Annotated in this window: 20 protein-coding genes; 10 read left to right on the top strand and 10 right to left on the bottom strand. The window is 66.4% G+C overall.

What is annotated here, in order from left to right; all coding sequences use genetic code 11:
• Positions 1–575: ImuA family protein (locus B1A78_RS14090; protein ID WP_077147568.1), on the bottom strand; the 575-nt coding region annotated here is incomplete at its 3' end.
• A 209-nt stretch (positions 576–784) separates the two neighbouring features.
• Positions 785–1,672, bottom strand: coding sequence for a LysR family transcriptional regulator (locus B1A78_RS14085; RefSeq protein WP_077147567.1), 888 nt, complete (start codon positions 1,670–1,672; stop codon positions 785–787).
• Positions 1,673–1,768: 96 nt separating this feature from the next.
• Between B1A78_RS14085 and B1A78_RS14080 the strand changes: the two genes are divergently transcribed.
• From B1A78_RS14080 to mmsB, 10 genes are all read left to right on the top strand, one after another.
• Positions 1,769–3,262, top strand: a complete 1,494-nt coding sequence (locus B1A78_RS14080) for a CoA-acylating methylmalonate-semialdehyde dehydrogenase (RefSeq protein ID WP_077147566.1) — start codon at positions 1,769–1,771, stop codon at positions 3,260–3,262.
• 7 nt (positions 3,263–3,269) lie between these two features.
• Complete coding sequence (locus B1A78_RS14075) at positions 3,270–4,208, top strand: polysaccharide deacetylase family protein (protein WP_077147565.1); 939 nt, start codon at positions 3,270–3,272, stop codon at positions 4,206–4,208.
• A 47-nt stretch (positions 4,209–4,255) separates the two neighbouring features.
• Positions 4,256–4,807 carry a hypothetical protein gene (locus B1A78_RS14070; RefSeq protein ID WP_077147564.1) on the top strand — a complete coding sequence of 184 codons (552 nt, stop codon included), beginning with the start codon at positions 4,256–4,258 and terminating at the stop codon, positions 4,805–4,807.
• Positions 4,808–4,835: 28 nt separating this feature from the next.
• Positions 4,836–5,144 carry an I78 family peptidase inhibitor gene (locus B1A78_RS14065; protein ID WP_372236881.1) on the top strand — a complete coding sequence of 103 codons (309 nt, stop codon included), beginning with the start codon at positions 4,836–4,838 and terminating at the stop codon, positions 5,142–5,144.
• On the top strand, positions 5,137–5,556 hold the full coding sequence (locus B1A78_RS14060; RefSeq protein ID WP_077147563.1) for a RidA family protein: 420 nt from the start codon (positions 5,137–5,139) through the stop codon (positions 5,554–5,556). Before B1A78_RS14065 ends, B1A78_RS14060 begins: the two co-directional genes overlap by 8 nt.
• Positions 5,553–6,698: an acyl-CoA dehydrogenase family protein gene (locus B1A78_RS14055; protein WP_077147562.1), complete on the top strand. Its 1,146-nt coding sequence runs from the start codon at positions 5,553–5,555 to the stop codon at positions 6,696–6,698. The genes B1A78_RS14060 and B1A78_RS14055 overlap by 4 nt, the downstream gene beginning before the upstream one ends.
• Before the next feature lie 190 nt (positions 6,699–6,888).
• Entirely contained in the window at positions 6,889–7,935 is a 1,047-nt protein-coding gene (locus B1A78_RS14050; RefSeq protein WP_077147561.1) for an enoyl-CoA hydratase/isomerase family protein, read from the top strand.
• Entirely contained in the window at positions 7,932–8,714 is a 783-nt protein-coding gene (locus B1A78_RS14045; protein ID WP_077147560.1) for an enoyl-CoA hydratase-related protein, read from the top strand. The genes B1A78_RS14050 and B1A78_RS14045 overlap by 4 nt, the downstream gene beginning before the upstream one ends.
• A complete protein-coding gene (locus B1A78_RS14040; RefSeq protein ID WP_144037835.1) occupies positions 8,711–8,953 on the top strand; it encodes a hypothetical protein in 243 nt (80 codons plus the stop codon). The genes B1A78_RS14045 and B1A78_RS14040 overlap by 4 nt, the downstream gene beginning before the upstream one ends.
• A gap of 1 nt (position 8,954) precedes the next feature.
• On the top strand, positions 8,955–9,830 hold the full coding sequence (gene mmsB / locus B1A78_RS14035) for a 3-hydroxyisobutyrate dehydrogenase (RefSeq protein WP_077147558.1): 876 nt from the start codon (positions 8,955–8,957) through the stop codon (positions 9,828–9,830).
• A 31-nt stretch (positions 9,831–9,861) separates the two neighbouring features.
• On the opposite strand, the gene B1A78_RS14030 is transcribed toward mmsB, so the two are convergent.
• The 8 genes from B1A78_RS14030 to B1A78_RS13995 form a co-directional block, all read right to left on the bottom strand.
• Entirely contained in the window at positions 9,862–10,098 is a 237-nt protein-coding gene (locus B1A78_RS14030) for a hypothetical protein (RefSeq protein ID WP_077147557.1), read from the bottom strand.
• Positions 10,099–10,243: 145 nt separating this feature from the next.
• Positions 10,244–12,277: a 3-hydroxyacyl-CoA dehydrogenase NAD-binding domain-containing protein gene (locus B1A78_RS14025; RefSeq protein ID WP_077147556.1), complete on the bottom strand. Its 2,034-nt coding sequence runs from the start codon at positions 12,275–12,277 to the stop codon at positions 10,244–10,246.
• 16 nt (positions 12,278–12,293) lie between these two features.
• The gene (locus tag B1A78_RS14020) at positions 12,294–13,508 is read right to left on the bottom strand and encodes a serine hydrolase (RefSeq protein ID WP_077147555.1); all 1,215 of its coding nucleotides are present in this window, start codon (positions 13,506–13,508) and stop codon (positions 12,294–12,296) included.
• A complete protein-coding gene (locus B1A78_RS14015; RefSeq protein ID WP_077147554.1) occupies positions 13,505–14,452 on the bottom strand; it encodes an aldo/keto reductase family protein in 948 nt (315 codons plus the stop codon). Before B1A78_RS14015 ends, B1A78_RS14020 begins: the two co-directional genes overlap by 4 nt.
• Positions 14,453–14,463: 11 nt before the next feature.
• Positions 14,464–15,267, bottom strand: coding sequence for an SDR family NAD(P)-dependent oxidoreductase (locus B1A78_RS14010; protein ID WP_077147553.1), 804 nt, complete (start codon positions 15,265–15,267; stop codon positions 14,464–14,466).
• A gap of 1 nt (position 15,268) precedes the next feature.
• Complete coding sequence (locus B1A78_RS14005) at positions 15,269–16,042, bottom strand: SDR family NAD(P)-dependent oxidoreductase (RefSeq protein ID WP_077147552.1); 774 nt, start codon at positions 16,040–16,042, stop codon at positions 15,269–15,271.
• A complete protein-coding gene (locus B1A78_RS14000) occupies positions 16,039–17,112 on the bottom strand; it encodes a phosphotransferase family protein (protein WP_077147551.1) in 1,074 nt (357 codons plus the stop codon). The genes B1A78_RS14005 and B1A78_RS14000 overlap by 4 nt, the downstream gene beginning before the upstream one ends.
• Positions 17,109–17,477: zinc-binding dehydrogenase (locus tag B1A78_RS13995; protein WP_144037834.1), on the bottom strand; the 369-nt coding region annotated here is incomplete at its 5' end. The genes B1A78_RS14000 and B1A78_RS13995, both read right to left, overlap by 4 nt.

The raw sequence follows: 17,477 nt of genomic DNA, 5'->3' as shown, positions 1-17,477 counted from the left end.
GCGACGCCCCAGCGCGTTTCGGCGACGCTCGGACTCGGCGCCGCATTGAGCCGCAGCATCAGCAGCGTGGTTCCCGCATCGCGCGCACCGAGCGCGAGACGGCGCCCGGCGGTGAGATCGAGCGCGGGCCAGCGGCCCCAGCTTTCGACGATCACCGCCGCCGACCCGGCGCAGCGGATCGCGTCATTGGCGCAGGCGAGCAGCAATTTGGGATCGGGCGCCTCGATCAGCAGCAGCCGCTCGGGATCGCCGCCAAGTTCGGCGATACCGGGCGCATAGATATGCCCGCCGCGCCGCGCAGCATCGGCGGTGCGCAGCCACACCAAAGGCGCGTCCCCCGACGTGCGCAGCGCGAGCAGCGCGGCAAAGGCGGCGGCGCTCGTCGCATCGAGCACATCGGCGGCGAAAAATTCATGCAGGCGCCCCGTCGCGAGCCCGCCGCCGAGCGCGGCATCGAACCCCGCATGCCCGCTCGCCAGCCGCCCCGCGCTTTGCCCACGCGGTTCGGCCTCGCCGGCGATCCGGGCGAGACGCCGGCGCAGGCCGGCGATAGAAGGGAGCGACTCGTGGGGCATATGTTCCTGATTTGTTCTATTAGCGCTTTGAGGGTCGCGCTTGTCAAGACGAGTCAGGATTGGTCTCACCCCGTCATCCCCGCGAAGGGCTCGGAGAGGCCCGTGACTCTTCAAGCGATCCAGCTTTCTTGAAATGATGTAGCGGCTTTCGCTGCCCGGCTTCGCGGGGACGACGAAGAAAGGATGAGGTGACGGCAAGGGGAGGGGCTTTATGCCGGCACCAACAACCCCCGGCTCTCCCTGACCTCGCCGTCGAGCCAGTCGATGAAGGCGCGGATGCGCGGTTGCGGCGCGACGTCGCGGTGGAGCGCGAGCCAGAAGGCGCGCGCGATGACCTGCTCGGGCCGCACCCGCACCAGCGCGGGGTCGCCTGCGGCGAGGAAGCAGGGGAGCACGCCCACGCCTGCACCGCCCGCGATCATCCGCCTTTGCGCGAGGATGGAGGAGGAGCGCACCCCGGCGCGCAGTCCGGGTTCGATCTCGCCCAGATAGTCGAGTTCGGGGGCGTAGAGGATGTCGGGGACATAGCCGATCACCGGCACCCCCGCGCGCGACAGCGGGGTCGCGGCGACCGCTTCCTGCCAGTCGGTGCGATTCGCGGGGGCGTAGAGGCCGAGGCTGTAGTCGGACAATTTGCGCGTGATCAGCGGGCCTTTGCGCGGCCGCGCGAGCAGCACCGCCATATCGGCCTCGCGCCGCGACGGATTCAAAAAACCCGACGAGGCGACAAGGTCGATCTCGAGTTCGGGATGCGCCGCGACGAAGCCGGCCAATCTTGGCGCGATGAAACTGTTGCCGAACCCCTCGGACACGCTGACGCGAAGCTGTCCCGACAAGGCCGCGCCGCCGTCGTCGACCGAGCGGATGCGTGCCGCCGCCGCCGCCATCGCCTCGGCATGCGGGACGAGCGCGCGGCCGGCCGCCGTGAGATTGAAACCGCCCGGCGCGCGTTCGAACAAGGTCTGTTGCAACGCCGTCTCGAGCGCGCTCACTTGTCGGCTGACTGTCGTCGCATCGACCTGCAATGCTTGCCCGGCGCGTGCGAGCGTGCCCTGCTGCGCGACGTTCAGGAAATATTGCAGCTTGTCCCAGTCCATGGCCTGCAAATATGCAGCATCGTCCTGCAAGTCTATCCCTTGCAATCGCCCTGCAACTCGGCTGAGGCAACGGCAACATATTCGGGAGACTCAAGCATGCGACAGATCGACCATCTCATCGTCGGCGGTGCCGGCGGCAGCAGCCGCAGCGGCCAGGTCTTCGACCCCAACAGCGGCGGCGTGCAGGCCGAGGTCGCCTTGGGCGACGCGGCGCTCCTCGAAAAGGCGGTCGCCGCAGCAAAGGCGGCGCAGCCCGCCTGGGCCGCGACCAACCCGCAGCGCCGCGCGCGCGTGATGTTCGAATTCAAGCGCCTCGTCGAAGCCAATATGGACGAACTCGCGCACCTGCTCAGCTCCGAGCATGGCAAGGTGATCGCCGATTCGAAGGGCGACATCCAGCGCGGCCTCGAAGTCATCGAATTCTGTTGCGGCATCCCGCATGTGCTCAAGGGCGAATATACGCAGGGCGCCGGCCCGGGCATCGACGTCTATTCGATGCGCCAGCCGATCGGTATCGGCGCGGGCATCACCCCGTTCAATTTCCCCGCGATGATCCCGCTGTGGATGTCGGGTGTCGCGATCGCGACCGGCAACGCCTTCATCATCAAGCCCAGCGAGCGCGACCCCAGCGTTCCGGTGCGCCTCGCCGAACTCTTCCTCGAAGCCGGGCTGCCCGAGGGTATCTGCCAGGTCGTTCATGGCGACAAGGAAATGGTCGACGCGATCCTCGATCATCCCGACATCGGCGCGGTCAGCTTCGTCGGCTCGTCGGACATCGCGCATTATGTCTACAACCGCGGCGTCGCCAACGGAAAGCGCGTCCAGGCGATGGGCGGCGCGAAGAACCACGGCATCGTCATGCCCGACGCCGACCTCGACCAGGTCGTTAACGACCTCGCCGGCGCCGCCTTCGGTTCGGCGGGCGAACGCTGCATGGCGCTTCCTGTGGTGGTCCCCGTCGGCGACGAGACCGCCGAGCGGCTGAAGGCCAAGCTGATCCCCGCGATCGAAGCGCTGCGCGTCGGCGTGTCGACCGATGCCGAAGCGCATTACGGCCCCGTGGTGACGCAGGCGCACAAGGAAAAGGTCGAGGGCTGGATCGCGAAATGCGCCGACGAGGGCGCCGAACTGGTGGTCGACGGCCGCGGCTTCAGCCTGCAGGGTCATGAAAAGGGCTTCTTCATCGGCCCGACCCTGTTCGACCATGTCACCACCGACATGGAATCGTACAAGGAAGAGATTTTCGGCCCCGTGCTGCAGATCGTCCGCGCCCCCGATTTCGAAACCGCGCTGTCGCTGCCCTCGAAGCACCAGTACGGCAACGGCGTCGCCATCTTCACGCGCAACGGCCACGCCGCGCGCGAATTCGCCGCGCGCGTCAATGTCGGCATGGTCGGCATCAACGTGCCGATCCCGGTGCCGGTCGCCTATCATACCTTCGGCGGCTGGAAGCGGTCGGCGTTCGGCGACACCAATCAGCACGGCATGGAAGGCGTGAAATTCTGGACCAAGGTCAAGACCGTCACCGCACGCTGGCCCGACGGATCACCCGACGGCGGCAACGCCTTCGTCATCCCGACGATGGGATAAGCCGGCGTTGCTGCGCCGGCTGCTCCTTCCCCTCCTGATTCTGCTGCTGCTGCCCGTCCCGGCGGCGGCGCAGAAGAGGATCGCCTTGTCCTTCGACGATGTGCCGCGCGGCGCGGGGGCCTTTTTCTCCCCCGACGAACGAACGCAGCGCATCATCGCCGAGCTGAAGGCGGCCGAAGCGCCGCAGGCGGTGTTTTTCGTCAATCCCTGCCATATCGGGTCGGGCGATGGGGTCGGCGGCGAGGTGCGCATCGCCGCCTATGTCGCGGCGGGCCATGTCATCGCCAACCACAGCTGCACCCACCCGCATCTGAACGCGACGGCGGCCGACGCCTATCTTGCCGACATCGACAAGGCCGAGGCCTGGCTCAAGGACCAGCCCGGCCACCGCCCCTGGTTCCGCTTTCCCTTCCTTGACGAGGGCGGCGCCGACAAGGTCAAGCGCGACGCGCTGCGCGCGGGGCTGGCCGAACGCGGCCTGCGCAACGGCTATGTCACCGCCGAATCGGCCGACTGGCATCTCGAGGCGCTCACCCGCGACGCCGCGAAGGCGGGCAAGCCGATCGATCGCGCGGCGCTCGGGCGGCTCTACGTCACTTGGCATGTCGAGGCGGCCGATTTCGCCGACGGGCTGATGCAACAGGCGATCGGGCGCCAGCCGGTGCAGGTGATGCTGCTCCACGAAACCGATCTTGCCGCGCTCCATATCGGCGATCTCGTCCGCGCGCTGCGCGCCGCGGGCTGGACTTTGGTCAGCGCCGACACCGCCTATGCCGACCCGATCGGCACGCTGATGCCCGACACCCCGTCGGCGCAGGGCACGCTCGCCGAGGCGCTCGCGTGGGAGAAGGGCCTGCCTGCGCCGCGCTGGTACCGCTTCAACGACAACAGGCTCGCGACCGCCGAATTTAACCGGCAGGTGCTCGGCGAAGGGGGCGGTGAATGAAACCCGCCCCGAACCCCGCGCATTTCTCCTCGCAAAGGAGAAAGACGATGACCCGCACCCTGTTCCCCCTGTTCCTGTCCGGGGGCGTTCTGATGCTCGCCGCCTGCGGCGATAGCGCCGACAAGCCCGTGCCCGAACAAAAGGCGAGCGTCGCGCCCGTGCCCGACGCCGACCCCGCGCCGCCGCCCGCGATCCCCGAACCGGCGCCGCCCGAAGATTATACGCCCGATCCGGCGGTCAAGCCGCCCGCCGCCGTCGAGCCGGGCATCGGCAGCGGCGACAAGGCGATTCCTGCCGCGATCCAGGGGCGATGGGCGATCGACGCGAGCGATTGTCCGAAGCGTCCCGGCACCGACCTCACCGCGCTCGTCATCGACGCCGCGAACCTGCGCTTCCACGAATCGCATGGCGAACTCGCGCGGGTGCGCGAACGCAGCGCCACCCGCCTCGTCGCCGACTATAAATTCAGCGGCGAGGGCATGGACTGGGACCGGCTGATGGTGTTGAGCGTCACCGATGGCGGCAAGACGCTCGTCCGCCGCGACCATGGCGATGGTGCCGCGGCGAATGCGATGCGCTATACGCGCTGCGCGGCTTGATTTGGGCCTGATGCGACGAAGGAGAGATATGATGGACATTCGCTGGATTGCCGCCGCAGCCCTGCTGCCGCTCGCCGCCTGTCAGGCCGCCGACGGCGGCGCCGAGCCCGCGCCGCTGCCCCCGCCCGCCGAGGCCGCGTGCAACGGCGACGCCGGACAAAGCTTCGTCGGCCAGACCGCGACCGCCGAAACCGGCGCCGCGCTGCTCCGCGCGACCGGCGCGCGCACCCTGCGCTGGGTCGCGCCGGGCATGGCGGTGACGATGGATTTCCGCCCCGACCGGCTCACCGTCTCCTACGACGGCGCGATGAAGATCGAGCGGGTCAGCTGTGGCTGATCCGGTCGCGGCGACGGGGGAGCGTCGCAACCACAGCTCGGCCTCGCCGTTCGAGCCCGTCTATGGCTACAGCCGCGCGGTGCGCGTCGGCAACCGCATCGACGTTGCCGGCTGCGCGCCGATCGAACCCGACGGCAGCTCGACCCCGGGCGACGCCGGGGTTCAGGCGGCGCGTTGCCTGACGATCATCAGCGAATCGCTCGAAGCGCTCGGCGGTTCGCCCGCCGATGTCGTGCGCACGCGCATGTATATCACCGATGCCGCCGATGCCGACCTTGTCGGGCGCGCGCATGGCGCGATGTTCGGCGCCATCCGCCCCGCCTCCACGATGCTCGTCATCCCCGCGCTGATCCGCCCCGAGTGGAAAGTCGAAATCGAAGCCGAAGCCATTCTAATCGAGAAGAACGCATGACCGACCAGTTCCAGCTTACCGACGACCAGCTCGCCATCCAGGACATGGCGCGCAAGTTCACCGCCGACCGCATCACGCCCTTCGCCGCCGAATGGGACGAAAAAAGCCATTATCCCGTCGAGGTGTGGAAGGCCGCGGGCGAGCTCGGCTTCGGCGCTATTTACGTCGCCGAGGAATCGGGCGGCATCGGGCTCGGCCGATTGGAGGCGGCGCTGATCATGGAGGCGATGGCCTATGGTTGCCCCGCGACATCGGCCTATGTCTCGATCCACAATATGGCGACCTGGATGATCGACCGCTTCGGCAGCGCCGAGGTCAAGGCGCGTTTCCTGCCCGACCTCGTCAGCATGGAAAAAATCGCCTCCTATTGCCTCACCGAACCGGGTTCGGGCTCGGACGCCGCGGCGCTCAAGACCACGGCCAAGCGCGACGGCGATCATTATGTCCTCAACGGCACCAAGCAGTTCATTTCGGGCGCCGGCTATAACGACATCTATGTCTGCATGGTCCGCACCGGCGACGAAAAGTCGAAGGGGATTTCCTGCCTCGTCATCGAAAAGGACACCCCGGGCCTCAGCTTCGGGGCGCCCGAGAAGAAGCTCGGCTGGAACGCCTCGCCGACCGCGCAAGTGATCTTCGAGGATTGCCGCGTGCCGGTCGAAAACCTCGTCGGCGCCGAAGGCGACGGCTTCCGCTTCGCGATGGCGGGGCTTGATGGCGGCCGCCTCAACATCGGCGCCTGCTCGCTCGGCGGCGCGCAGCGCTGCCTCGACGAGGCGATCGCCTACACCAAGGACCGCCAGCAGTTCGGCCAGCCGATCGCCGATTTCCAGAACACCCAGTTCATGCTCGCCGACATGGCGACCGACCTCGAAGCCTCGCGTGCGCTGCTCTATCTCGCGGCGGCGAAGGTCAGCGCGAACGCGCCCGACAAGTCGCGCTTCTCGGCGATGGCGAAGCGGCTCGCGACCGACAACGGCAGCAAGATCGTCAACGACGCGCTGCAATTGTTCGGTGGTTATGGCTATCTTCGCGATTATCCGATCGAGCGGTTCTGGCGCGACCTGCGCGTCCATTCGATCCTCGAAGGCACCAACCAGGTCATGCGAATGATCGTCGGACGGGACCTGCTGCGGCAGTAGGATTTCCCCTCTCCCGTTGGGAGAGGGTTGCGCAGACTTGCCAGCTTGCTGGCTAGTCGTAGCTGGGTGAGGGGTTCAAGGGTCGCGCACGAAAGCGACGGCGGATCCCCTCATCCAACTCCGCCTAACCGCTTTCAGCGGTAAGGCTTCGATATCCTTCTCCCGACGGGAGAAGGTTTTGAGAGGGCTTATGACCGAAGACGTACTCGTCACACAGCAAGGCGCCACCGGCCGCCTGTCGCTTAACCGCCCGAAGGCGATCCACGCGCTCAACCTCGACATGGTCCATGCCATGACCGAGGCGCTCGTCGCGTGGAAAAACGACGCCGCGGTGCAGGCGGTGCTGCTCGACCACAGCGAAGGACGCGGTTTCTGCGCCGGGGGCGACATCGCCTTCCTGCGCAATTCGGCGCTGTCCGACGAGGGCGCCTCGGGCCGCCTTTTCTTCCACGACGAATATCAGCTCAACCATCTGCTCTTTACCTATGACAAGCCGGTGGTCGCTTTCATGGACGGCATCACCATGGGCGGCGGCGTCGGCATTTCGCTGCCCGCCACATATCGCGTCGCGACCGAGAACACGCGGCTCGCCATGCCCGAAACGGGGATCGGCCTGTTTCCCGACGTCGGCGGCGGCTGGTATCTCTCGCGGCTCGAAGGGCGCGTCGGTCCGTATCTCGCGCTCACCGGCGCGCGGCTCGACGGGGCGGAGTGCTTGGCGCTCGGCCTCGCCACCCATTATCTCCCGTCGGACAAGCTCGCCGAGGCCAAGGCGCGGATCGCCGAGCACCCCGACCGCATCGGCGGTATCCTCGGCGAATTGTCACTGGCTCCGCCCGAGGCGAAGATCCTCGCGCATATCGCCGACATCAACCGGCTGTTCGCCTCGGATCGGCTTGAGGATATCCTCGCCGCACTTGAGGCCGACAAGGGCGAATGGGCGGCGAAAGAACTTGCCGCGCTACGCACCAAGTCGCCGCAGACGTGCAAGGTCGCGCTGCGCCAGCTCGCCGACAGCCTGTCGCTGCCCGATTTCGCCGCGAACATGGTGATGGAATATCGCATCGGCAGCCGCGTGCTGACGCGTCCCGACTTTGCCGAGGGCGTGCGCGCGGTGATCGTCGAAAAGGACAATAAACCGCAATGGAATCCGGCGACGGCCGAGGGCGTGAGCGACGACCTGATCGCTTCGATCTTCGCACCGCTCCCCGCTCTGGAAGAATGGAAACCCCTATGACCTACGAAACCCTCCTCGTCGAACAGCGCGGCGCCGTCACGCTCGTTACGCTCAACCGCCCGCAGGCATTGAACGCGCTCAACTCGGGCGTGCTGGGCGACCTGATCGCGGCCTTCGCTGCCTTCGAAGCCGATGACAGCCAGCGCTGCGCCGTGCTCACCGGGGCGGGCGACAAGGCGTTCGCCGCAGGTGCCGACATCAAGGAAATGGCCGACAAGCCGGCGGCTGATTTCTACCTTGAGGATTTTTTCTCGAAATGGACGAGCGACTTCGTGAAGAAGGTCCGCAAGCCGTGGATCGCCGCGGTCAACGGCTTCTCATTGGGCGGCGGCTGCGAACTCGCGATGATGGCCGACTTCATCATCGCGTCGGAGAAGGCGAAATTCGGCCAGCCCGAGATCAAGCTCGGCGTCGCGCCCGGTATGGGCGGGTCGCAGCGGCTGACCCGCGCGATCGGCAAGGCGAAGGCGATGGAAATGTGCCTCACCGGCCGGATGATGGACGCCGCCGAAGCCGAACGGTCGGGTCTCGTCGCGCGCGTCGTTCCGCACGAAACTTTGGTCGACGAAGCGGTGAAGATCGCCGCGCTCATCGCATCGATGCCGCCGATGGCCGCGATGGTGAACAAGGACATGGTCAACGCCGCGTTCGAAACGACGCTCGACCAGGGGCTGATCTACGAACGCCGCCTGTTCCAGATCCTCGCCGCGACCGAGGACAAGGCCGAAGGCATGGCCGCCTTCATCGAAAAGCGCGAAGGCGTGTGGAAGGGGCGGTGACGACGCCCCGACGGCTGGTTTCGAGGAACGCCGCCTATGTGGCGGCGGCCTTGGTGGCCGTCCATCTGCTGACCCATGCCTATGTCGTAGATCAGCGCATCTTATACGATCAGGGCGGTTTCGAAGGACTATTGTGGTGGCTTGTCGCCTTTCTCGTCCTTCCAGTCGTCGCGCTGCTCACTTTGATATCGAGCGCCATCGCACAATGGCTCAAACGGAAAAATCCTGCGGGAGAGTGACATGAAAATCGCATTCATCGGACTCGGCAATATGGGCGGCGGCATGGCCGCGAACCTTGCCAAGGCGGGGCATGACGTCCGCGCCTTCGACCTCAGCGATGAAGCGCTCGCGCGCGCGGTCGAGGCGGGCTGCACGCGCGCCGCCTCAGCGGCCGAAGCCGTCGCCGGCGCCGAAGCCGTCGTCACGATGCTCCCCGCGGGCAAGCATGTCGCGGGCGTCTACGAAAGCGACGTCTTCCCCAATGCCGCGCCGGGCACCTTGCTTCTCGACTGTTCGACGATCGACGTCGCGACCGCGCGGTCGAACATCGAGGCGGCGACCGCCAAGGGTCTCGTCGCGGTCGATGCGCCGGTCTCGGGCGGCATAGCGGCGGCGAACGCCGGCACCTTGACCTTCATGGTCGGCGGCACCGGCGAAGGCTTCGCACGCGCCGAACCGATCCTGGCGAAGATGGGCAAGGCGGTGATCCATGCGGGCGACGCAGGCGCGGGGCAGGGGGCGAAGATCTGCAACAACATGCTCCTCGGCGCGTCGATGATCGCGACCTGCGAAACGCTCGCGCTCGCGCAGAAGCTCGGCCTCGATCCGCAGAAATTCTTCGACATCGCCAGCGTGTCGTCGGGGCAGTGCTGGTCGCTGACCAGCTATGCGCCGCTCCCCGGCGTCGGGCCGACCACCCCCGCCGATAACGGCTATGCGGGCGGTTTCGCCGCGGCGCTGATGCTCAAGGACCTCCGCCTCGCGATGGAGGCCGCGGCCAGCGTCGACGCCGCTGTCCCGATGGGATCGAAGGCGCGCGAGCTGTATGAAGCCTTCGTCGAGGCCGACAAGGACGGCCGCGACTTTTCGGCGATCATCCAGACGTTGCAGAAATAAGCCGATCCTCCCTCAGCGGGGGAGGATCGGGTCAGTAAAAATCCGCGGTCTCGCCGCCGTCCTTGCGGTCGGTGCGGTGCACCTGCGTCGGTGCCTTGCGATCACCGGTACGCACCTCGATCCGCCCGTTGATCCGCCGCACCTCGGCCGGCGCGATGATCCTTGCGCGCGCGATGCCGGTCGCGCTCGCCTGCGGCGTCGCGACGGGAGGCGGCGCGGCAGCCGTTCCGGCGAGCAGGAGAGCGGCGATCAGGGACATCGGCGTCATGCTCTGCCCTAACGGCAGGTCTTGCCAGCGCTTTAACCCTGAATCGCAAGTCTTCGCTCATGCCTGCGGCGCGCGCGGGGCAAAAGAAAGGCCGCCTGCCCCGCAGTGGGACAGGCGGCCGTATCTTCCTGAGCGAAAGGCGCGTTTAGAACCCGCTCTTTGCCTCGGCCTTTTCCTTGAGCAGCGGCGCGACCGCAAAGCCATGCTTCTCCAGCGCCGCGACGATCTTGTCGGTGCCTTCGAGGCCGGCCCAGAACATCGGGCCGCCGCGATACACCGGCCAGCCATAACCATAGATCCACACGACATCGATGTCCGACGCGCGCTGCGCCTTGCCTTCGGTCAGGATCAGCGCGCCTTCGTTGACCATCGGATACAGCGTGCGCTCGATGATTTCCTGGTCGCTGATCTCGCGCTTCGCCTTGTTGGAATGCTGGCGGAAGTCTTCGATGATCTCGGCGACTTCGGCGCTCGGGGTCGGGTTGCGCTTCTCGTCATAGTCGTAGAAGCCCTTGCCGGTCTTCTGCCCCCAGCGGCCCTTGGCGGCGAGCGCGTCGCGGATGCTTTCGATGCGCGTCGGGTCGCGGTGCCAGCCGATGTCGACGCCTGCGAGGTCGCTCATCTGGAACGGCCCCATCGGCATGCCGAAATCGACATGGACCTTGTCGATCTGCTGCGGCGTCGCACCTTCCATGAGGAGGTTCATCGCCTCGACCTGGCGCGGCTTGAGCATGCGGTTGCCGATGAAGCCGTCGCACACGCCGGCGACCACCGCGACCTTGCCGATCTTCTTGCCGATCGCCATCGCCGTCGCCAGCGCATCGGGCGCGGTCTTTTCGCCGCGCACGACTTCGAGCAGCTTCATGACGTTGGCGGGCGAGAAGAAGTGCATGCCGAGCACGTCGCCGGGGCGGCTGGTTGCGGTCGCGATCTCGTCCACGTCGAGATAGGAGGTGTTCGACGCGAGGATCGCGCCGGGCTTGGCGATGCTATCGAGCTTCGCGAAGATTTCCTTCTTCACGTCCATATTCTCATAGACCGCCTCGATGATCAGGTCGCAGTCGGCCAGATCCTCGATGTTCAGCGTCGGGGTCAGGATGCCCATCATCGCCTCGACTTGCTCGGGCTTGAAGCGGCCCTTCGCAGCGGAGGCCTCATAATTTTTGCGGATCACGCCCACGCCGCGGTCGAGCGCTTCCTGCTGCATCTCGACGATGGTGACGGGGATGCCCTTCTGCAGGAAGTTCATGCTGATGCCGCCGCCCATCGTGCCCGCGCCGATCACGCCGACCTTTTTCACGTCGCGCAGCGCGGTGTCCTTGGGCAGGCCGTCGATCTTCGCCGCCTGACGCTCGGCGAAGAAGATGTGGCGCTGCGCCGCCGACTGGCTGCCGAACATCAGCTTGGTGAATTCCTGCCGCTCGAAGGCGAGGCCTTCGTCGAAAGGCAGACGCGTCGCGGCCTCGACGCAGGCGAGGTTGGCATAGGGCGCGTCGAACCCGCGCCAGCGCTTGGCGTTCGCGGTCTTGAGCTGTTCGATGATCGCGACGTCGCCGAACACCGCGCGTTCGCGCGTCGGGCGGGGGCCGTCGGCGATCTTGGTACGCGCAAAGGCGATCGCATCGGCGGCGAGGCTATCTTCGCCCGCAAGCGCGTCGACGAGGCCCATGTCCTTCGCCTTGGGGGCGGGGACGGGGTCGCCGAGCGAGGTCATCGTCGCGGCGGCTTCGACGCCGACGACGCGCGGCAGGCGCTGGGTGCCGCCGGCACCGGGCAGCAGGCCGAGCTTGACCTCGGGCACGCCGAGCTTCGCCGACGGAACCGCGACGCGGTAATGGCAGACGAGCGCGGTCTCGAGCCCGCCGCCGAGCGCCGTGCCGTGGATCGCGGCGACGACCGGCTTGGTTGCCTGTTCGATGCTGTTGAGCACCGCGTTGAAATCGGGGCCGCGCGGCGCCTTGCCGAATTCGCTGATGTCGGCGCCGGCGATGAAGGTGCTGCCGTCGCAGCGCAGCACGATCGCCTCGACGCTGTCATCGGCGAGCGCGGCGGCGAAGTGATTGGCAAGGCCTTCGCGGACGTGCCAGCTCAGCGCGTTGACCGGCGGGTTGTTGACGATGACGACGGCGACATTGCCGTCTTTCTCCAGCGTGACGCTGTTCGGGGTTTCTTCGGACATCGAATGGCTCCTTGGTTCAATCGTTGAGCGCGGCGTGGACAAAAGTCTTGACCTCGCGCCGCACGGGATAGGTGGAAGAGGGCATGAGCTGGGTCATGAAGACCATGCAGATCTGCTCGACCGGATCGACGAAGAAGCCGGTCGAGAACATGCCGCCCCAATAATAATCGCCCGCCGACCCGGGGGTCAGCGTCTGCGCCGGCTGCTCGGTCACCGCAAAGCCGAGGCCGAAGCCGACCCCGGCATTTTCGGCTTCCGAAAAGATGCCGACGCTATGCTGGACGAGGTCGCCGCCGCCGACGAGATGGTTCGCGGTCATCAGCGCCAGCGTCTTGCGGCTGATGATGCGGGTGCCATCCAATTGCCCGCCGCCGAGCAGCATCAGGCAGAAGCGATGATAGTCGGCGAGCGTCGAAACGAGCCCGCCGCCGCCCGAATGGAAGCTGCGATCCTTCGCCCAGCGGCTCTTGTCGCCGCTGTCGAATGGCTTCATCTTCGCCTGCGGGTCGAACATGTAACAGTCGGTGAGCCGATGCTGCTGATCGGCGGGCACCTTGAAACCGGTATCGACCATGCCGAGCGGGCCGAAGATGCGCTCCTGCAGAACCTGCGCGAACGGTTTGCCCTCGATACGCTCGACCAGCGCGCCAAGCACGTCGGTCGCCATCGAATAATTCCAGTGCGCGCCGGGGTCGAACTGCAGCGGGATTTTCGCGAGCCCCGCGATGAAGCTGTCCATCGTGTAATCGGCGTCGAAATCGTCGATCCGCGCCTTGCGATAGGCGGCGTCGACCGGAGTGCGCTCCTGGAACCCGTAAGTGAGTCCCGATGTGTGGCGCAGCAGGTCGACCATGCGGATCGGCTGCGTCGGCGGCCGGGTCAGGAAGGGGGCATTGCCGCCGCCCGCGACGAAAACGCCGGTGTCCTTGAACTCCGGGCAAAATTTGGTGAGCGGATCGCTAAGCGCGACCTTGCCCTCCTCGACCAGCATCATGAAGGCGATGCTGGTGATCGGTTTGGTCATGCTCGCGATGCGAAAGATCGCATCTTCCTTCAGCGCCTCGCCCGGACGGCCCTCGCCGACCAGCGACAGATGCGCGATCTCGCCGCCGCGCGACACGAGGGTCGCGGCGTGCGGCAGGCGACCGGCGTCGACATATTTGGCCTGCAGGAAAGCGGGGATGCGGTCGAGCCGCGCGGCGTCGAAACCCAGTGTCTTGGACCCACTCACGAAACGCGAACTCCCTCAATTATGGCGGCGGCCTCGGCGAGCAACGCCGGGTCGATCGCCAGATCGGCGGCCTTCGCGGTCTCGCGCAACTGTTCGGGGCGGCTCGCGCCGACAATCGCGCTGGTGATCCCCGGCTGCGCGAGCACCCAGGCGATCGCGAGCTGCGCCATGGTGCAGCCGGCCTTGTCGGCGATCGGTTTCAGCCGCTGGACCGCTTCGAGTACCGGGTCGGTCATGTAACGGCCCATATATTGGGCATCTTCGCCCGACGCGCGACTGCCGGCGGGCAGTTCGGCGCCGGGGGCATATTTGCCGCTGAGCACGCCCATTGCCAGCGGCGACCAGACGATCTGGCCGATGCCGTTCGCGATGCTGACCGGGATCACCTTCGCCTCGGGACGCCGCCACAACAGGCTGTACTGTGGCTGGCTCGACACGAATTTGACATGCGGCGGCGCCAGTGCGACCGCCGCCTCGATCTGCTCGGGCGCCCATTCGGAAAAGCCGATGGCGCGCGCCTTGCCGCTGCGCACGACCTCGCTCAAGGCCGCCATCGTTTCCTCGAGGGGGGTGTCGGGGTCGTAGCGATGGCATTGGTAGAGATCGATATAGTCGGTCTTGAGCCGCGCCAGGCTCGCATCGATCTGCTTGGCCACCTGGCTCCTCGACAGGCCCTTGTCGCTGTCCGACATCGGAAAGAAGAGCTTGGTCGCGAGCACATAGGAGTCGCGCGGCCGATCCTTCAGCACGTCGCCAAGAAAGCTCTCGGCGGCGCCGCGGCCATAGACATTGGCGGTGTCGATGAAGTTGATCCCGATGTCGAACGCCGCATCGACGCACGCGCGGCCCGCGCTGTCGTCGACCCCGACCCCGTAGGTCAGCCAGCTGCCGAGACAGATCGCCGAAACCTCGATGCCGCTGTCGCCAAGCTGCCGATATTGCATATCGTCTCTCCTCAATGCGAGGTCTGGCCCAGGAGCTGGCGCGTCACCGGGTGCGAGCTGGTGAGCCCGCCATCGACCGCGATCGCCTGTCCATTGACATAGCTCGCCTGGTCGCTCGCGAGGAACAGCGCGACGTTCGCCAATTCCTCGGGCTGCGCGGCGCGCTTCAGCGGGTTCAGCTGGCCCAGCTTGTGGGTGACCTCCTTCGCCTTGGCATAGTCGAAGGTCGGCTTGGTCATCCCGGTTTCGGTCAGCCCGGGGCAGATCGCGTTGACGCGCACGCCGCTGGTGGTCAGCTGCTGCGCCGCGGTCTTGGCGAGGTTGATGACGCCCGCTTTCGACGCCGAATAGGCACCCGGACCCGCGCCCGAATTGATTCCCGCGACGCTCGCGGTCAGCACGATCGCGCCGCCGCGGTCCTGGTCGACCATCGCCTTGCCCGCATGTTTCACCATCAGCGCGGGGCCGATCAGGTTGACGCGCAGCGTCTCGGCCCAGGCGGCGGGGTCGAAATCGAAGATGCCACCCATGTCGCCGATGATCCCGGCGTTGGCGAAGGCGACGTCGAGGCCGCCATAGGTTTCCTGCGCGGCCCGGACGAGTTTCGCGACATCGGCCTCGACCCCCGCGTCGATCGTCAGCGCGATCGCGGTGCCGCCCGCGTCGATCACCGCCTTGGCGGTGTCGTGCACCGCGTCGGTCTTGTCGCCGAGGATCAGCTTCGCGCCCTCGGCGGCGAAGCGCAGCGCGCTCGCGCGGCCGATGCCCGACCCGGCGCCCGTGATGATCGCGACCTTGCCGTCCAATGCACCCATCTTATCCTCCGCTCGAAGTATTGCCGCCGTCGATGACGATCGTCTGGCCGGTGGTGAAGCCGCCGGCACGGCTGGCGAGGAACACCGCGGCCCCCGCGATTTCCTCGGGCTCGCCGATGCGGCGCAGCGACGACCGACGCGTCGAGACTTCCAGATTCTCCGGATTTTCCCACAGCGCGCGCGCGAAATCGGTCTTGATCAGCCCCGGCGCGATGCAGTTGACGCGCACGCCCTGCGGCCCGAATTCATCGGCGAGGTTGCGTGCCATCTGCATGTCGGCGGCCTTGGAAATCGCATAGGCGCCGAGGATCGACGAACCCTTGAGGCCGCCGATCGAGCTGATGATCGTGATCGACCCCTTGCCCGCCGACAGCATCGCGGGCGCACACATATGCGCCAGCCAATGGTTCGACAGGATATTGTTTTCCATGATCTTGCGGAACTGGTCGTCGCTGATGCCCTCGGACGGCCCATAATAGGGATTCGACGCGGCGTTGCAGACGAGCGCGGTGACCGGACCGAAGGCCGCCACCGTCTCGTCGACGAGGTTCTGCAGGCCTTCCTTCGACGAGATATTGGCGGCGACCGCGATCGCGGTGCCCTCGCCATAGGCCGCGTTGAGTTCGGCGGCGACCGCGTCGCACGCATCCTGCTTGCGGCTCGAAATCACTACCTTGGCGCCGTGAAAGGCCATGGCTTCGGCGATGGCCTTGCCGATGCCGCGCGACGATCCGGTGATCAGCGCGACCTGGCCTGTCATGTCGAACAGGTTCATGCGCCGGCCTTCTTCGCAAAGTCCCACGCCTTTTCGGCGAGCGGCAGCACGCGTTCGGACATTTCCTTCGCGTGGCTCGACGAGGCGGTGCCGTCGATCACGCGCTTCTTGATTCCCTGCATGATGCCGGCGAGGCGGAAGAAATTATAGGCGAAATACCAGTTCATGTCGGGCACGCCGGTGCGGCCGGTCGCTGCGCAATAGCGCTCGACGACCTCGTCGAGTTCGGGAATGCCGAGCGCCTTGCGGTCGAGGTCCATCACCCCCGAACGCCCACCATTTTCGGTGACCCACGCCATCGCGACATAGGTGAAGTCGGCGAGCGGATCGCCCAAGGTCGACAATTCCCAGTCGAGCACCGCGAGCACTTCGGGACGGTCTTTTGCAAAGATCATATTGTCGATGCGGTAATCGCCATGGACGACGCTGGTGCGCGTCTGTTCGGGCAGGGTCGCGGACAGCCAGGTGATCAGCTGCTCCATCTCGTCCATCGTCTCGGTTTCGGAGAGGCGGTACTGCTTGGTCCAGCGGTCGACCTGGCGACCGAAATAATTGCCGGGCTTGCCATAATCGGACAGCCCCGCCGCCTCGACATCGACGCTGTGCAGCGCGGCGAGCGTGTCGATCATCGCGTCATAGGTGGCGCGGCGGTTTTCGGGGGTCGACCCCGGCATCGATCCGTCCCAGATCGTCTGCCCGTCGACCATGCCCATAACATAGAACCAGCTGCCGACGACATCGTCGTCGGTGCACAGGCCATATTGACGCGCGACGGGAAAGCCGGTCTTATAGAGGCCGGCCTGCACCTTATATTCGCGGTCGACCGCATGCGCCGATGGCAGCAACGGACCGAAGGGCTTGCGGCGGAGCACATAATTGCCCGACGGCGCGCTGATCTTGTAGGTCGGGTTCGACTGGCCGCCGGCGAACTTGCCCTGCGTCAGCGGGCCTTCGAAGCCCTCGACATTCGCCTCCATCCAGGCGGTGAGCTTCGCTTCGTCGAGCAGGTCGGCGCCCTCGGGCGCGACGGTGCCCGAGAACAGCTTCTGCGCGTCCATCGCCGTGGTCATTGGTCGAACACGATGACCGACCGCGCGGCATCGCCCTTCTTCATCTTGTCGAATCCTTCGTTGATCTGCGCGAGCGGGATCGTCTCGGCGACGATGCTGTCGAGGTCGAGCAGTCCGCGCAGGTAGAAATCGACGAGGCGCGGGATATCGACGGGGAAGCGGTTGCCCCCCATGATCGCGCCCTGCAATTTCTTGCCGCTGAGCAGGTCCATCGCCGACAGGCCGACCTTCTCCGACAAGGGCATCATACCCAGAATCGTCGCGGTGCCGCCGCGGCGCAGCGAGGCGACGGCGAGGCTGGCCGAGGCGGGACGTCCGACCGCCTCGATCGCATGATCGACGCCGCCCTTCGATATTTCGAGGAT

It is taken from the genome of Sphingopyxis sp. KK2, assembly GCF_001990265.1.
Taxonomy (GTDB): Bacteria; Pseudomonadota; Alphaproteobacteria; order Sphingomonadales; family Sphingomonadaceae; genus Sphingopyxis.
Note: the sequence above shows the minus strand (reverse complement) of the source record. Positions and strands in the feature narration are given on the sequence as shown.

What these genes read in the sequence shown, in the direction of transcription:
- B1A78_RS14025 (WP_077147556.1), bottom strand. Translation starts at nt 12,277, where the DNA reads ATGTCCGAAGAAACCCCGAACAGCGTCACGCTGGAGAAAGACGGCAAT.
- B1A78_RS14000 (WP_077147551.1), bottom strand. Translation starts at nt 17,112, where the DNA reads ATGACCACGGCGATGGACGCGCAGAAGCTGTTCTCGGGCACCGTCGCG.
- B1A78_RS14080 (WP_077147566.1), top strand. Translation starts at nt 1,769, where the DNA reads ATGCGACAGATCGACCATCTCATCGTCGGCGGTGCCGGCGGCAGCAGC.
- B1A78_RS14005 (WP_077147552.1), bottom strand. Translation starts at nt 16,042, where the DNA reads ATGAACCTGTTCGACATGACAGGCCAGGTCGCGCTGATCACCGGATCG.
- B1A78_RS14085 (WP_077147567.1), bottom strand. Translation starts at nt 1,672, where the DNA reads ATGGACTGGGACAAGCTGCAATATTTCCTGAACGTCGCGCAGCAGGGC.
- B1A78_RS14065 (WP_372236881.1), top strand. Translation starts at nt 4,836, where the DNA reads ATGATGGACATTCGCTGGATTGCCGCCGCAGCCCTGCTGCCGCTCGCC.
- mmsB (WP_077147558.1), top strand. Translation starts at nt 8,955, where the DNA reads ATGAAAATCGCATTCATCGGACTCGGCAATATGGGCGGCGGCATGGCC.
- B1A78_RS14055 (WP_077147562.1), top strand. Translation starts at nt 5,553, where the DNA reads ATGACCGACCAGTTCCAGCTTACCGACGACCAGCTCGCCATCCAGGAC.
- B1A78_RS14010 (WP_077147553.1), bottom strand. Translation starts at nt 15,267, where the DNA reads ATGGGTGCATTGGACGGCAAGGTCGCGATCATCACGGGCGCCGGGTCG.
- B1A78_RS14050 (WP_077147561.1), top strand. Translation starts at nt 6,889, where the DNA reads ATGACCGAAGACGTACTCGTCACACAGCAAGGCGCCACCGGCCGCCTG.
- B1A78_RS14030 (WP_077147557.1), bottom strand. Translation starts at nt 10,098, where the DNA reads ATGACGCCGATGTCCCTGATCGCCGCTCTCCTGCTCGCCGGAACGGCT.
- B1A78_RS14070 (WP_077147564.1), top strand. Translation starts at nt 4,256, where the DNA reads ATGACCCGCACCCTGTTCCCCCTGTTCCTGTCCGGGGGCGTTCTGATG.
- B1A78_RS14045 (WP_077147560.1), top strand. Translation starts at nt 7,932, where the DNA reads ATGACCTACGAAACCCTCCTCGTCGAACAGCGCGGCGCCGTCACGCTC.
- B1A78_RS14015 (WP_077147554.1), bottom strand. Translation starts at nt 14,452, where the DNA reads ATGCAATATCGGCAGCTTGGCGACAGCGGCATCGAGGTTTCGGCGATC.